The 14,525-nt window shown below is 52.7% G+C and carries 13 protein-coding genes; 11 read left to right on the plus strand and 2 right to left on the minus strand.

Features of this window, described 5'->3' with window-relative positions; translation table 11 throughout:
- Positions 1-35 precede the first annotated feature (35 nt).
- From gluQRS to panC, 9 genes are all read left to right on the plus strand, one after another.
- Complete coding sequence (gene gluQRS / locus BFW38_RS15270) at positions 36-944, plus strand: tRNA glutamyl-Q(34) synthetase GluQRS (RefSeq protein WP_068999667.1); 909 nt, start codon at positions 36-38, stop codon at positions 942-944.
- Positions 945-1,141: 197 nt separating this feature from the next.
- Positions 1,142-1,819 (plus strand): YiaD family glycine zipper/OmpA-like lipoprotein, encoded by a 678-nt coding sequence (locus BFW38_RS15275; RefSeq protein ID WP_068999668.1) that lies wholly within the window; start codon positions 1,142-1,144, stop codon positions 1,817-1,819.
- Between the two features lie 341 nt (positions 1,820-2,160).
- Entirely contained in the window at positions 2,161-2,331 is a 171-nt protein-coding gene (locus BFW38_RS17995; protein WP_175400995.1) for a hypothetical protein, read from the plus strand.
- A complete protein-coding gene (locus BFW38_RS15280; protein WP_068999669.1) occupies positions 2,321-5,443 on the plus strand; it encodes a sensor histidine kinase in 3,123 nt (1,040 codons plus the stop codon). The genes BFW38_RS17995 and BFW38_RS15280 overlap by 11 nt, the downstream gene beginning before the upstream one ends.
- Positions 5,440-6,888, plus strand: a complete 1,449-nt coding sequence (locus BFW38_RS15285; protein WP_068999670.1) for a sigma-54-dependent transcriptional regulator — start codon at positions 5,440-5,442, stop codon at positions 6,886-6,888. The genes BFW38_RS15280 and BFW38_RS15285 overlap by 4 nt, the downstream gene beginning before the upstream one ends.
- Positions 6,889-7,802: 914 nt before the next feature.
- The gene (pcnB, locus tag BFW38_RS15290) at positions 7,803-9,179 is read left to right on the plus strand and encodes a polynucleotide adenylyltransferase PcnB (protein ID WP_068999671.1); all 1,377 of its coding nucleotides are present in this window, start codon (positions 7,803-7,805) and stop codon (positions 9,177-9,179) included.
- Positions 9,166-9,684 (plus strand): 2-amino-4-hydroxy-6-hydroxymethyldihydropteridine diphosphokinase, encoded by a 519-nt coding sequence (gene folK / locus BFW38_RS15295; protein WP_068999672.1) that lies wholly within the window; start codon positions 9,166-9,168, stop codon positions 9,682-9,684. The genes pcnB and folK overlap by 14 nt, the downstream gene beginning before the upstream one ends.
- A gap of 117 nt (positions 9,685-9,801) precedes the next feature.
- The gene (panB, locus tag BFW38_RS15300; protein ID WP_068999673.1) at positions 9,802-10,593 is read left to right on the plus strand and encodes a 3-methyl-2-oxobutanoate hydroxymethyltransferase; all 792 of its coding nucleotides are present in this window, start codon (positions 9,802-9,804) and stop codon (positions 10,591-10,593) included.
- Positions 10,594-10,700: 107 nt separating this feature from the next.
- The gene (gene panC, locus BFW38_RS15305; RefSeq protein WP_068999674.1) at positions 10,701-11,576 is read left to right on the plus strand and encodes a pantoate--beta-alanine ligase; all 876 of its coding nucleotides are present in this window, start codon (positions 10,701-10,703) and stop codon (positions 11,574-11,576) included.
- Here the strand turns inward: panC and BFW38_RS15310 are convergent.
- Positions 11,561-12,178 carry a TetR family transcriptional regulator gene (locus tag BFW38_RS15310; protein WP_068999675.1) on the minus strand — a complete coding sequence of 206 codons (618 nt, stop codon included), beginning with the start codon at positions 12,176-12,178 and terminating at the stop codon, positions 11,561-11,563. The genes panC and BFW38_RS15310 overlap by 16 nt on opposite strands.
- Positions 12,179-12,273: 95 nt before the next feature.
- A complete protein-coding gene (locus BFW38_RS15315; protein ID WP_068999676.1) occupies positions 12,274-13,200 on the minus strand; it encodes an AEC family transporter in 927 nt (308 codons plus the stop codon).
- A 150-nt stretch (positions 13,201-13,350) separates the two neighbouring features.
- Here BFW38_RS15315 and BFW38_RS15320 point away from each other — a divergent pair, with 150 nt between their 5' ends.
- A complete protein-coding gene (locus BFW38_RS15320) occupies positions 13,351-13,866 on the plus strand; it encodes a hypothetical protein (RefSeq protein WP_139116644.1) in 516 nt (171 codons plus the stop codon).
- A 21-nt stretch (positions 13,867-13,887) separates the two neighbouring features.
- Positions 13,888-14,514: an SCO family protein gene (locus BFW38_RS15325; protein ID WP_084004698.1), complete on the plus strand. Its 627-nt coding sequence runs from the start codon at positions 13,888-13,890 to the stop codon at positions 14,512-14,514.
- Positions 14,515-14,525: the final 11 nt, after the last annotated feature.

A 14,525-nucleotide genomic window follows, 5' to 3' on the forward strand; every position in this document is an offset into this window, starting at 1 on the left:
ATCCTCGAGACATCCGGCCTTAGCAACACCGACTAATGTCTGCATCTTCTTATATCGGGCGCTTTGCACCGACGCCAAGCGGCCCCCTCCACTTTGGCTCCTTAGTCACCGCGCTGGCGAGCTGGCTGGATGCCCGCGCCGCACAAGGGCGCTGGTACGTTAGAATAGAAGATATTGATCCTCCCCGAGAACAACCCGGCGCAGCGGATCATATTCTCCGAACACTGGAAGGTTTTGGGCTCACCTGGGATGGCCCTGTGCTCTATCAGCACAATCGAGGTGAAGCCTATCAGGCCGCCCTTGACCAGCTTCTCGCACAGCACGATGCCTTTGCCTGCAGCTGTAGCCGTAAAACACTCGCAGGCCATTCCGTTTACCCAGGTTATTGCCACCACGGGCCACAACACCCGGAACAACCGCTGGCCATTCGCCTCAAAGTCGATCCATCAGTATGGGTCTGTTGGCAAGATCGCCTTCAAGGCTATCAACGACATTGTTTAGGACATTACGGTGATGTCGTCATTCGCCGTAAGGATAAGCTCTGGGCTTATCAGCTCGCCGTCGTTGTTGATGATGCCGCTCAAGGCATCACAGATATTGTTCGTGGCCTTGACCTGCTGGTCTCTACGCCATGGCAACAGTGGTTACAACATGGCTTGCAACAGCCGCAGCCGCGTTATGCGCACCTGCCGTTAGTCTTGGCGCCCAATGGTCAAAAACTCTCCAAACAAAATCATGCCCCCGCGATTGATCCGCAGCAGGCCTTTCCTCTGCTCTGGCAAGCCCTGAACATGCTCGGTCAGCCGCTACCCGATCAAACCCCTTGCCATATCGAAGACTTATTATCGTATGCGGTGGATCACTGGGATCCGACGCCTTTGGTAGGACTTCAGCGCCTTTCCGGCGGTGATGCCTCCAGCAGTACCAGTACCCACTCACGCTAAATCGTTCATGATCATCAAGCCCAGCATGGGTCTTCATTGGAAGACACTCAAAAGTTCATGAACGCTAGATCGCGACACTTGTCAAAAAAGGGCGACACCCACATCCTAATATCAGCTTTTTAAGTGTCACATGCTGGGCTTACCTTATGCTGGGCTTAAGCGCTTTGCATTGGCGCGTTATCACAAAGGATTCCATCATGCGTAAACAATCCGTTATTGCGCTGGCAACAGCGACGGTTTTTTCCTTTTCCCTGGCAGCCTGCTCAACCGTCAATCCCTATACCGGTGAGCAACAAACCGCCAAGGCGTCATCCGGTGCGGGTATTGGGGCTGCGGCAGGCGTTCTACTGGGGTTGGCAACGGGTAAAAATGCCAAAGAACGACGCAACCGGGCTCTGGCAGGCGCTATCGGCGGTGCCGCGATTGGGAGCGCAGTCGGTTACAACATTGATGTTCAAGAAGCCAAGCTGCGTCAGAAGTTGCAAGGGACAGGGGTCTCCATCACCCGTGAGGGTGACCGTATTACGCTGAATATGCCTAATGAGATTACTTTCGCGACAGGCAGCGCCCAACTCAGTGAGCGGGCTCGTGAAGTGCTCGGTTCAGTCGCTGAAGTGTTGGCACAATACAACACCACTTGCGCACTGATTACCGGCCATACCGATAGCACCGGCTCACGAGGCCTAAATGAGCGTCTCTCACAGCAGCGGGCCAACGCGGTTGGCATTGAACTCTCACGCCAAGGTGTTGATATGAATCGACTACAAATGGAAGGCGTCGCCGACGACTATCCCCTCGCGAGTGAGCGCACTGCCAGTGGGCGGGCTCAAAACCGCCGCGTTGAAATTACACTCTTCCCTTTAAAACAAAACTGATGACAGTAAAGCTAACGCTTTCCTAGGGCGAACAACGGCCCGATATCAAAGCCCATGACGACAAACCGCCTGGCTGCCAAGCATGCACAACAGGCGGTTTTTATCATCCATGCCATCGCCTTTGTCATATTCCTACCACGCCCTATTCGGCTTTATGCGCATTGAATTCATCTGACAGGCCGTTAACATCGGTGGTCATGATAGGAGGTCATATAAAGCCGGTGATGAGTCGCGGATACATGTGTGATCATACGGACTTGGTTCATATGGGTTCAGTTGATGGGGGCTTGGGTGATTCAAGCCTGGCGACACTGAATGTTTGATCACATAGGGGGTCTTGTATGTATATTTATCGCTTGATCCTGATGTTGGTATTTGCAGGCTACCTACTCTCACCTTTGATGCTGAATGACTGGGGAGAAAGTGCTTGGTATCGCCCCTTCCTGATCTGGGCAGGATTAATTGCCATCACCATCTGGCTTGAGCAAAAGAGGAAGCTGGATGAGTTATAGCGTCAGCCAGATCTTTCTGCTTGGGGTCAGTTATCTGATGGGCCTCTTTGCTTGTGCTTGGATCGTAGAGCAACCCTGGTGCTCATCACGTTTAGCACGACATCCGGCCACTTATTCACTCGGATTGGGGGTTTATGCCAGCGCTTGGGCCATTTACGGCGCCCTTGGTATGGCCGATCAATATGGCTATGGTTTTCTTACCTACTATCTAGGGATTGCAGGCGTTTTCGTCATCGCACCAGTGCTCTTAATCCCCCTGGTACGTTTAACCCGCCGTTATCAACTGGCATCACTGCCAGATTTATTGGCCTTTCGATTTCGCAGTCGCTGGGTCGGCATGTTTGCCACTTTGGGATTGCTGCTTGGCGTGATGCCGCTGATGGCCTTACAAATTCAGGCCGTGGGCGATGCCATCTTTTTACTCACCAACGAGTCATCACCTTATAACTTGGCTTTCGCCTTTTGTGTGGTGATTACCTTATTTGCCATTTTATTCGGGGCCCGACATATCTCGCTGCAGCAACGTCACGACAGTTTAATGGTCGCCATTGCGCTGGAATCGATAGTGAAGCTAGTCGCCATGCTGCTGCTCGGCGGTGTTGCGCTTTATCAGGTATTTGGCGGCTTAGGAGGCCTTGAAACTTGGCTGGCCCAGCATGGGGGCGCCTTCAAAACCGCAGAGGCCCCACTGGAAGCCGGTCAATGGCGGACGCTGTTACTGCTCTTTTTTGCGGCAGCGATCACCATGCCGCATATTTTCCATATCATTTTTGCCGAAAATCCATCCGAAGAAAGCCTGCACCAGGCCAGTTGGTCGTTACCCCTCTTTTTACTGTTGATGGCATTGCCAGTTCCGATCATTTATTGGGCGGGCAAAGCATTGGGCAGCACACTCCCGCCAGCTTACTATGGATTAGCCCTCGGTGATGGCTGGAGCCTGGTCGCCTTTATTGCCGGTTTGGCCGCCGCCAGCGGTACACTGATTGTCTTAACACTGGCGCTAGCGCCAATGATTCTTAACCATTTAGTGCTCGCGGTATATCAGCCCCCGGCTCGATTAGATCTCTACCGCTGGCTACTTTGGATGCGCCGCCTGCTGATCGCGACCCTCATACTCGCCGGCTATCTGGTCTACCGCATGATGAGCGTGCGTCACAATCTGAGCACTCTCGGTTTTTCCGCTTTTATCGCCACATTGCAGTTTCTCCCAGGTGTATTGGCCCTATTATTTTGGCAAGGCGCCAATCGCAAAGGATTACTCGCGGGGCTCAGTGCCGGGTTACTGATATGGGCTGTGGGATTAGGCCTACCGCTGATGATGGGCGTTGATCATCTGCCCTGGCCCGGGGGAGATCTTCTATTAACCGGTCTCGACCAGTGGTATCCGATTACCGTCATCAGCATGACCACCAACATGGTGCTGCTGATCATGGTGTCACTGATCACCCCCACCAGCGATGAAGAAAAAGCCGGGGCATCCGCCTGCGCGACTGATGCGTTGTTAAGGCCGCAAAGGCGCCAGCTACGCACCCGCTCGAGCAGCGAGATGGTGCAATGTTTAAGCCTTCCACTGGGTCTTGAAACCGCAGAACAGGAAGTCCATCAAGCATTAGACGCATTAGGCATCGACCCTAATGACCAACGCCCTTATGCCATGCGCCGGCTGCGAGACCGTATCCAGGCCAACTTATCAGGCTTGATGGGCCCCGCTATCGCACAAAATATCGTCGATCAGCACCTGCCTTATCAACACGGCCGCACTACCAGTGGTGATGATATCCACTATATGGAACGTCACTTAGAGGATGGCCAGGCCCAATTAACCGGCCTTGCCCGTGAACTGGATGGTTTGCGTCGCCATCATCGCCAGACCCTAGAACAGCTGCCAGTGGGTATTTGTACATTGGGGCAAGATCAAGAGGTGCTGATGTGGAATCAGCATATGGTCAAGCTTTCGCATATCAGCAGTAGTGCCGTAGTCGGCTCCCGCTTAGCGGACATTCCTGCGCCTTGGGGCGAGACCTTACTCGAATTCGTCCAGTCTGACCTGCAGCAACGTTATCGACAACCGTTGCATCACGCCGGCCGCCCCTACTGGCTGAGCCTACATAAAGCAGAACTGCCTGGTAACACCACGCTGCTGGGCGGCACCATTCTGCTGATTGAAGATCAGACCGAAGTCCAGCAATTAGAAAATGAGCTCATCCACAGTGAACGGCTGGCCTCGATTGGACGACTGGCCGCAGGTGTCGCGCATGAAATCGGCAATCCGGTCACGGGAATCTCATCACTGGCACAAAACCTACAGTATGATGCGGATGAGCCTGAGCAAGTCCGTGAAGCCAGCGCTCACATTCTCAACTTAACCCAGCGAATCTCCCGTATCGTCCAATCACTGATGCACTTTGCTCATGCAGGACGCCCCTGCGACCGAGAGCACTTTACCTCCGTCAATCTCAAAACCTGTGCGGAGGAGGCCATCCACTTAATATCCCTCAGCCCTGAAGGGCGCGACCGTCACTATACGCTGACATGCCCAGATCCTCTCTGGGTACGGGGAGACAGCCAACGCCTGACCCAAGTGTTGGTCAACCTGCTCAGCAATGCACGGGATGCGACTCAAAGTGGCGGACATATCCACTGTCAGGGGTACGATCAGGATCAGCGTGTGATTCTAGAAATTCATGATGATGGCTGCGGATTACCTCAAGACCAGCAGAGCCAGCTGTTTGAACCCTTCTTTACCACCAAAGAACCAGGCCAAGGCACAGGGCTAGGGCTCGCACTGGCTTACAGCATTATGGAAGCGCATGATGGGCAACTCACGGCACAAAGCCCCAGTGATTATTTTTCAGGTCACGGTGGTATCGATAAACACGACCATACCGATGAATACAGCGTAGGGAATCGCCGTTTTGGGAAACCTGATTTCAGTGATGGCAGTACGGCCGTCAACACTCCACAAATCCCCCTAGACGCGATGTTTCAGCATCCCATCCGCGCGACTCTAGACACCGCAAGTCACCTGGACGGCCAGCGTCAAGTCGGCACCTGTATCCGTATGAGCTGGCCCACCCTTTTGCCCTTATCCGAGACTGAACAACACTCATGAGTCAGATTTTAATTGTCGAAGATGAAGGTATCATCCGCTCAGCACTCCGCCGGTTACTGGAGCGTAACGGCTTTAGTGTGACCGAGGCCTCAACCGTGCCCGAAGCTCGTGATGCCCAACAAAAAACGCAATTTGATTTAATCATCAGCGATCTACGCCTACCGGGCGCTCCTGGCACAGAACTGATTCAAGATCAAACCCCGGTACTGATCATGACCAGTTACGCCAGCTTACGCTCAGCGATTGATACGATGAAGCAAGGTGCAGTGGAATATATCGCCAAGCCCTTCGATCACGATGAGATGCTGGCGGCAGTCAACCACACCCTCAGCCAATATAGCCCCAAGACCGTCACCAATGAGCCCTCCGCCGCCGCAGAAACAGCGCCCAGCCCCCCTGAACCTCATAACGGCATACTCGGCGAAAGTCCTCCCATGCAACGCGTCTTTAAGCAAATCCGAAAAGTCGCGGCAGTCGATACCCGAGTATTGATTCTTGGAGAATCAGGCACAGGTAAAGAATTAGTGGCCCGGGCCTTGCATGACCAAAGCCCCCGTCACAAAGCCCCAATGATTTCGGTGAACTGTGCCGCCATTCCGGAAACTTTGATTGAGTCAGAGCTATTTGGTCACGAGAAAGGCGCTTTCACCGGGGCAAATGCCAGCCGTAACGGCCTGATTGAAGCGGCCGATGGCGGTACTCTATTTCTCGATGAAATTGGCGAGCTGCCCATTGAAGCCCAGGCAAGGTTGCTACGGGTACTGCAAGAGAAAGAAATCCGCCGTCTAGGCTCAGTTGAATCTCGTCAGGTCGATGTCCGCATTATTGCCGCCACACATAGGGATCTAGAACGTCAAGTCGATGAAGGGCGTTTCCGGCTCGATCTTTACTATCGGCTCAATGTTGTCGCCTTAGAGATTCCACCGCTACGTGAGCGCGGAGATGATGTCATCTTATTAGCCGAGTATTTACTCGATCAGATTAGCCAGCGCCTCAACGTGCCAGCACCTAAGCTTGGGCGATCCGCTCGCGAGGCCTTATTGCAATACACTTGGCCGGGTAATGTGCGCGAACTGGAAAATATTATTGAACGCGCCATCATCTTGTCAGAGGACAAACGGCTGCAGGCTGAAGATTTACACCTGCCGGGACAAACGCCTCAACCTCAATATGAAAGTCGGCGCCCCTTCACCCCTGAAAAACGCACCAGCACCGAGCACACGACTCATAGCGCGCCCCCATCTCGTGCAAACCGCAATGATCCTGCTCACCTGCCTCCGAACGACTTGTCACTAGAAGATTATTTCGTTCGTTTTGTTCAGGATAACCAGGAAGAAATGAGTGAAACTGAACTGGCGCGGAAGCTCGGAATCTCCCGCAAATGCCTGTGGGAACGGCGCCAGCGGCTTGGCATTCCACGCCGAAAAACGGCCACTGGCCGTTGATGCAGCAAGCCAATGCCCCCTTGCAGCAGATGGCGACACTAGACAAAAGTATGTTACCTAACCACTCAAGAAAGCTGCCATAATGCGTAACACCTTGAGGCAAGGCCTCAAGGATGAAAACGCCAAAAAACACTACCTTTATGTTTTTAAAGGAAAAAATAAGAATCTGGCACGCCATCTGCAGTAATAATGGCAAAAGAACAAGAACTCCGGCGTGGCTGACCTGAACAACAACAATAAACAGATCAACCACGAAACCGACTCCCGCAATAACAACAATAATCGGGAGAACGGTGACAGGATCCACGGCGATAGGGATAACAAAAACAACAGCCCTAGCCGATGAAGACATTGAACCCAACAACAATAAATAGTCCCCAATGTCGGATCACCGGGGCTTCAGCGAAAACCGGTCGCAAACAGTGAACAACAAAAACAAGCGCACTGAAGCGGTCCTCCCGATGCGAATAACAACAACATTCATCGGGAAAAAGGTCCAAGCTGAACCTATATTGTTTTGAATACGAGATGGTCGTTTCGGTTGATTCTCGAGACCAGAAAGCGGATTACGATGCGTCGAGAGAACAACAATAAGAACTCAAGTTTCAACCCATTGACCGTGGTGCGTATTCAGGGCGATCTAGTGATAAAAATCTGCTTGCATCGCACGGCATGGAATTGCCAAATATATCGACAAAAGGGGAGCCCTTAGGGTTCCCCTTTTTTTATTCGTTCAGACCCAATCGATATCATGTTGCAGCGACGCCCATCATCGCGATCATAATAGAGGGTCTCACGGCCACGTTTTCAATTCACTTTTCAGTTCACACCACCAGCTTTTCACCCCTCTGGGGTTTGCCAGGACGGCCACCTCGGTTACACTGCGAAGCTGTTTTTATTGCCTTAAGGCCAAGATGCTCAAAGGACTATCACGTTTCATTCAAAATCGAGGGCGCCAGCTGCGTCAGATCATGGGCCGTCAAACCATACTTTTAGAACCTGTTTGCATTCCCCGCGCCGAGCACCCGCTCTCTCGCAGCGAAATCAGCGACAGTGCGCTCAAAGTCCTCTACCGCCTGCACAAATCAGGCTATGCAGCTTACCTCGTAGGCGGCGGGGTTCGTGACCGCCTCCTCGGCAAGCTGCCCAAAGACTTTGACGTGGCCACCAACGCCACTCCGGAACAAGTCAGATCACTCTTCCGTAATGCACGTATTATCGGGCGCCGCTTCCGTATCGTGCATGTGCGCTTCGGCCGAGAAGTCATTGAAGTGACCACCTTCCGAGGCCAAGCTGAAAGCGATCAGAGCCCTCACCATGAGCAATCTGAGGCCGGTCTGCTACTGCGAGATAATGTCTGGGGCAGCATCGAAGAAGATGCGCTACGCCGAGATTTCACAATCAATGCGCTCTACTACAATATTGCCGATTTCGCGATCTACGATTTTGCCGGTGGAATGGCCGATATTGCAGCGCGCACATTACGCATTATTGGCGATCCAGAGACACGCTATCGTGAAGACCCCGTCAGAATGCTGCGGGCCATTCGATTTGCCGCCAAACTCGATTTCACACTCTCGACAGAAACGGCTGCCCCGATTTATGAGCAGGCGCCATTACTGCTGCAGATTCCCCCTGCACGTCTATTCGATGAAGTGCTCAAACTGTTTATGGCAGGTCATGCGGTCGACACACTCCACCTGCTACGTGAGTACCGACTGTTTGGCATGATGTTCCCCATGACGGAAGAGGCCTTTGGCCATGACCCTCATGCTTTGGCGGTACTGGAACAAGCTCTCACGAATACCGATCACCGTATCCGTGAAGAACGTCCGGTCACCCCGGCGTTCTTGTACGCGGCACTACTATGGCCAGCACTAAAAGCCATACAAGCCGACTTGGTCGCCGAAGGAATGCCGCCCATTCCTGCCTTACAGCAAGCGGGCAACCAGCTGATGCATCGCCAAAATCAGCACGTCATGATTCCCAAACGCTTTGCCTTCCCCATGCGTGAAATATGGGATATGCAGCTGCGCCTGGAAAAACGCCATGGCAAACGGGCTTTCCAGTTATTGCATGAGCCACGGCTCAGGGCGGGCTATGACTTCCTGTTACAGCGGGAAAAAGCCGGCGAGCCCACCGAAGGCTTAGCCCAATGGTGGACACAGTTTCAGGAAGCCAGTGAATCCGATCGTCACCGTATGATTGAGGCGCTTGGCCAGCCTGCCGCTAGTGGCCCACGCCGACGCCGACGCAAACCCCGCAAGCGCAAACCCAATGCCGACCAATAACCACATCGCCCAGACCGAGACAGCCGCAGAAGTGATATGCTGGATTGGTCTGGGCAGTAATTTATCCGACCCAGAAGGGCAGCTACAACAAGCCTTCGATGAACTGGCTGCACTCCCCGACAGCCAATTGATTCAACGTTCTGCGTTATGGTCCAGCGCTCCTGTAGGCCCACAGGATCAGCCCGACTTTGTCAATGCCGTCGCGGCCCTTCGCACCCAGCTGCCTCCTTTAACATTGTTGGATGCCTTACAAGCCATAGAACAGGCTCATCGGCGCGTGCGGCTTAGGCACTGGGGGCCGAGAACACTCGATCTTGATCTCCTCTTATATGGCGACCAAGTGATTAATCATCCTCGGCTACAAGTGCCTCACCCTGAGATGCATCGCCGTGGTTTTGTGTTAGCCCCGCTTTCTTCCGTTGAACCGACAATGATCATCCCTGAAAAAGGACCGATCATCGAACTTTTGTCTCATATCCCGCTGGATGACTTGCACCCACTGTAACCCTAACGTTACAGTGAAGCCGCTGTTACCTGGCACACAACTGCTACCCCAAACCACAAAGAAGCACCGAAAGCGTTACCTGAGGTAACGACTCTGGATGATCAACGGATATTTCCCATGACTCCCATCACTCTGAACACCCTTAAGGCCTTGAAAGCCAAAGGGGAAAAATTCAGTGTCCTGACCTGTTACGATGCCACCTTCTCCACTCGAATCAGCCAGGCGGGCATCGAAGCCATGCTCATTGGTGACTCTCTTGGCATGGTCCTGCAGGGCCATGATTCGACCTTGCCTGTAACCATGGACGATATGGTCTATCACACGCAATGTGTCAGTCGGGGGAATCAAGGCAGTCTCATTATGGCCGACCTGCCCTTTCTCAGTGATGCCGACATCGCAACCTTGCTCAATAATGCAGCACGTTTAATGAGAGCCGGCGCGCATATGGTCAAAATCGAAGGTGACCACTGGCTGGCTGAAGGAATACAAGCTCTGAGCCAACGCGGCGTCCCCGTCTGTGCTCATCTAGGGCTAACACCTCAGATGGTGAATCAGCTCGGGGGATATCGAGTTCAAGGACGAGGTGAAGCCGGTCAATTATTAATCGAAACAGCCAAGAAACTGGAAGCGGCCGGAGCCAGTGCTTTTGTATTGGAGTGTGTCCCCAGCGAAATCGGGCAAGCCGTCACTCAGGCGGTGAGCGCACCCGTCATCGGTATTGGTGCAGGCCCCGATACCGATGGCCAAGTGCTAGTCATGCACGACATGTTGGGCGCAACGGTCGGGCATACCGCCAAATTCGTCAAAAACTTTATGACCGAAGCGGGCGACATTCAAGCGGCATTTGAAGCCTTCCATCAGGCGGTCAAACAAGGGCAATTCCCCGCCCCGGAGCACTGCTTTAAATAAGCCGGGAGTTACATAAACCAGGTGTCATCAGGCCTGGCTTTAAGCCAATCAAAACGTACGCTAAAAATGGCGCTTGGCCCGCTCAGGGCCAAGTGACGAGATAACGCATGAAAACTTTACACGAACACGCCGCTTTAAGCGCCCAACTGGCCGACTACCGCCAGCAAGGACAACGCATTGCCCTAGTCCCCACCATGGGACACCTCCATGCCGGCCACATCAGCCTGATCAGCGCTGCTCGCCAGCATGCGGATATTGTGGTCGCAACGATTTTTGTTAACCCGATGCAATTTGGGCCCAATGAAGACTTCGATAGCTATCCACGCACCTTGGAAGCCGATCAGCAGAAGCTCGCAGAAGCGGGCTGTGATCTACTCTTCGCACCAACCATCGACACCCTCTATCCACAGGGGTTATCACATCATACGGTGATCCACGTCCCCGAAGTGAGTGCGGGATTATGTGGGCAGGATCGCCCTGGGCATTTTGATGGCGTCGCCACCGTCGTCACAAAACTGTTCAATCTCGTCCAACCCGATGTGGCATGCTTCGGCCAAAAGGATTATCAACAAGTCGCCGTCATCCGGAAAATGGTCGCCGATTTATGCATGTCTATCGATATCATCACCGTCCCGACGGTTCGAGCCGCTGATGGTTTAGCACTGAGTTCACGCAACAGCTATCTCTCACCCCAACAACGAGACCTTGCTCCTCGCCTTTATGCAACGCTTCAAGCACTCGGCCAGAAGCTACCTCATCACCATTTATCTGCGCTTGAGACTGAAGGTTATCAGGCCCTTAAAGCCGAAGGCTTTAAGCCCGATTATGTGGAGATTCGTGCGCTCGACTTATCACCCGCGACTGCGGCGACAAAAGCCTGGGTCATCTTAGCCGCGGCTCGTCTTGGCGAGACACGATTAATTGATAACCTGATTATCGCTGAGGAATTGACGCCGCTTGGAGGCTTTCAGGCCTCACGCTGAATCAAGGCAAAGAAGTGATTAATGCTGACTTGAGCTGCCGGCATAATGTCGCTCTCTTCAGGATATTGCAGCCATTCATGAAAAATACCCGCCAACATAAACTGCAACATATAAGCGGTTTCGTTGGGAGAGCAAGCCGGATTGAGCTGCTGATGCTCATGAGCCACATCGAGCTGTTTGGTCAGCGCCTGGAAGACGTCACAGGAAAATGACTGCTTCAGCGCCACAGGATCAATATCACTCAACCGTTCGCAACGGTGCATCAGTATCGAAAACACACGTCGAGAAGAGGGCTGGTTCAGCTGTTTCAGCCCTTCCAAGCATGCTAAACGCAGCACTTCCAAAGGCGACAAATCGGTATGCTGCTCTTGAATACTATCGACCAGCTCACCAAAAGGCACATGGATCCGATCAAGAATAGCCCGGAAAAGATCCGCCTTATTGCGAAAATGCCAATAGAGGGCACCCCGTGTCAAACCAGCATGACGCGCCACCTGCTCTAGCGAAGTATTATTGACGCCTCGCTCAAAAAACAGGGCTTCTGCTGCATCCAGCAACGCTTCCCGCGTCCTCGCTGCTTCAGCTTTAGTCCTTCGGGCCATGACAATGACTCACTTTCATCAAGCATTTAAATAGCCTGATTCTACAACAAGGGCCTCATAGGCGCGATCACCCTTGTATTGAATGCATTGCCCGCTTAGCCCCACCACCAATAACTGACACCCAGCATCAAAGGCAAAGTGACCATGGCCAACAGCGTCTGCGCCGTAATGATGGCGGCCATCAAATCCGTATCGCCTCCCAACTGACGCGCTAGAATATAGGCACTAGAGGCCGTGGGTAACGCCATAAATAAGAGAACCACCGCGCGTTGATCAACCGCCAACCCCAGCCAAGTCGCGATTAAAGCCGCAACAAGCGGCATCACAATCAGCTTGAGCAAACACGCACAAAGTAAAGGCCAGTGCGCCTCGCGCAGCGCCATCAGATTCAAGCCAACACCAACCGCCATCAGCCCAAGCGGTAAAGCCGTTCGCGCAATCATTTCAGCAAAAGGCGCACTCCAACCTGGCAACCCTATCCCCATGACATTTAAAGCAATGCCAATAAAACAACTTACAATCAAAGGATTACGACTTAACGCCTTTAGAGTCGGCCCTAGTGAGGGCTTATCATCCCCGGTATAAAAAGCAAAGATCAGCACACAAAATACATTCAGCAGCGGTATCATCACCGCAATGATCACGGCAGCCAACGCAATTTCAGCATCACCATATAACTGAGCGACGACCGCTAACCCAACATAAGTATTAAATCGCATACCGCCTTGATAGACCGAAGTAAAGCTTGCGGCTGTCGAGGCTAACCAGGGCCGTGTCAATATGATCAGAGCCGACATCAACACTAGCGTGAGCACAACCGTCGCCATCACTGGGGCAACCGGCACCTCAGATAAATTGGCTTGTGATAGGCGTGCCACGAGCATGGCGGGGAAAAGGAAGTAGTAAATCAATCGCTCCAGCTCAGGCCAAAAAGACGCGGCTGGAAAAGCTAAACGCTTCAGCACAATGCCCAATACAATAACCAGGAACACCGGACCTAAGGCATTCAGAGTGGTCCACATAATGACATCCTTGAATGGCCTTCAAAAGAAGGGCTAAAAAATGACGATACGCGCATGCTAAGTCGCGTCTTTTTCGTATGGAACATGATTTAACGCAAAGCTCTGCGCTTCCCCTCATGTTCGGCTCTGTTTAACCTTGTGACTGAGATAATGATGATGACACAACCCAAGGACACCGCAAACGACACACGCTCGCGGCTGCTGAATTTCTTCACCCTCGTCACGCTAGGCACCATCCTAGTCTCGGTGTGGTATCTCACCGATTACTACTGGTTGAAGGATCGCGAGCAGATCCGCTGGGTCCATTTGTCCAACTGTGACTTACCTAGATCGACTTGTGTAGCCGATTTAGGTCAGGGCCGACAAGTGTCATTACAGGTGCTAGCGCCCACCATTAGGCCGCTTCAACCCATGCCAGTACTGGTCACAACCTCAGGTTTCCGACCTGATCGTATTGCACTGGATTTGCAGGGTGTCGACATGTACATGGGCTACAACCGAACCGAACTGGTTCAAGTCTCGCCTGGCCACTATACCGGAGAGCCCCGGCTGTCGTTATGCACTGAACAGAAGATGCCTTGGCGAGCAGGGGTTATCTTGTATGGAAACGAAGGGCCCATCGGGGTGCAATTTGACTTTCTGGTCAGCCAAAGGCACCAGAAATAAGGAGAAGGAAGGGGGCCTAGTGTGCGGCTGAACCGAACGCTCTTACTGTGTGGCTTCATTGCATTACTGATATTGCTCAGTGTGCAAATTTGTCGTGCACTTTGGTGGCACCATGATGACGAAACACCACCCAGCGGTGGACGTTTCACATTACAAAGTGCCCAAGGCCCGATATCGACGGCTGATTTCCCTGACCATTTGCTGGTCATCTTCTTTGGCTATACCCATTGTCCGGACATCTGTCCAACGGCCATGACGGTGGTGTCTACAGCCATGCATAAGCTCAACCCTCAACAAAGGGCACACGTTCAGCCCATTTTTATTACTCTGGACCCAGAGCGTGATACCACGCAACGGCTCAAACAATATACCGATTTTTTTGAAAGTCATATTATCGGTGTCACCGGCACTCAGGCACAAATTGATGCCGTAGCCCAACGGTTTGGTGCTTTTTATCGCAAGATCAAATTGGATTCAGCTTTGGGTTACAGTATTGACCATTCGGCACAACTCTATCTCACCAATAGCCAAGGGCAGATTCTTAATATCGTTCACCATAGCAATCGAGCAGAATCACTACTCAAGGCGATTCAGGACACCTTGCCGCAATTAACTGCGGGGACACCGCAACAACAGGCCGGTTCATGACAGAGTCAGAC

The sequence above is a fragment of the Terasakiispira papahanaumokuakeensis genome (assembly GCF_001709345.1).
GTDB classification, from domain to species: domain Bacteria; phylum Pseudomonadota; class Gammaproteobacteria; order Pseudomonadales; family Halomonadaceae; genus Terasakiispira; species Terasakiispira papahanaumokuakeensis.

What these genes read in the sequence shown, in the direction of transcription:
- BFW38_RS17995 (WP_175400995.1), top strand. Translation starts at nt 2,161, where the DNA reads ATGTATATTTATCGCTTGATCCTGATGTTGGTATTTGCAGGCTACCTA.
- panC (WP_068999674.1), top strand. Translation starts at nt 10,701, where the DNA reads ATGAAAACTTTACACGAACACGCCGCTTTAAGCGCCCAACTGGCCGAC.
- BFW38_RS15310 (WP_068999675.1), bottom strand. Translation starts at nt 12,178, where the DNA reads ATGGCCCGAAGGACTAAAGCTGAAGCAGCGAGGACGCGGGAAGCGTTG.
- gluQRS (WP_068999667.1), top strand. Translation starts at nt 36, where the DNA reads ATGTCTGCATCTTCTTATATCGGGCGCTTTGCACCGACGCCAAGCGGC.
- folK (WP_068999672.1), top strand. Translation starts at nt 9,166, where the DNA reads ATGCCGACCAATAACCACATCGCCCAGACCGAGACAGCCGCAGAAGTG.
- BFW38_RS15320 (WP_139116644.1), top strand. Translation starts at nt 13,351, where the DNA reads ATGATGATGACACAACCCAAGGACACCGCAAACGACACACGCTCGCGG.
- BFW38_RS15280 (WP_068999669.1), top strand. Translation starts at nt 2,321, where the DNA reads ATGAGTTATAGCGTCAGCCAGATCTTTCTGCTTGGGGTCAGTTATCTG.
- panB (WP_068999673.1), top strand. Translation starts at nt 9,802, where the DNA reads ATGACTCCCATCACTCTGAACACCCTTAAGGCCTTGAAAGCCAAAGGG.
- pcnB (WP_068999671.1), top strand. Translation starts at nt 7,803, where the DNA reads ATGCTCAAAGGACTATCACGTTTCATTCAAAATCGAGGGCGCCAGCTG.
- BFW38_RS15315 (WP_068999676.1), bottom strand. Translation starts at nt 13,200, where the DNA reads ATGTGGACCACTCTGAATGCCTTAGGTCCGGTGTTCCTGGTTATTGTA.
- BFW38_RS15275 (WP_068999668.1), top strand. Translation starts at nt 1,142, where the DNA reads ATGCGTAAACAATCCGTTATTGCGCTGGCAACAGCGACGGTTTTTTCC.
- BFW38_RS15285 (WP_068999670.1), top strand. Translation starts at nt 5,440, where the DNA reads ATGAGTCAGATTTTAATTGTCGAAGATGAAGGTATCATCCGCTCAGCA.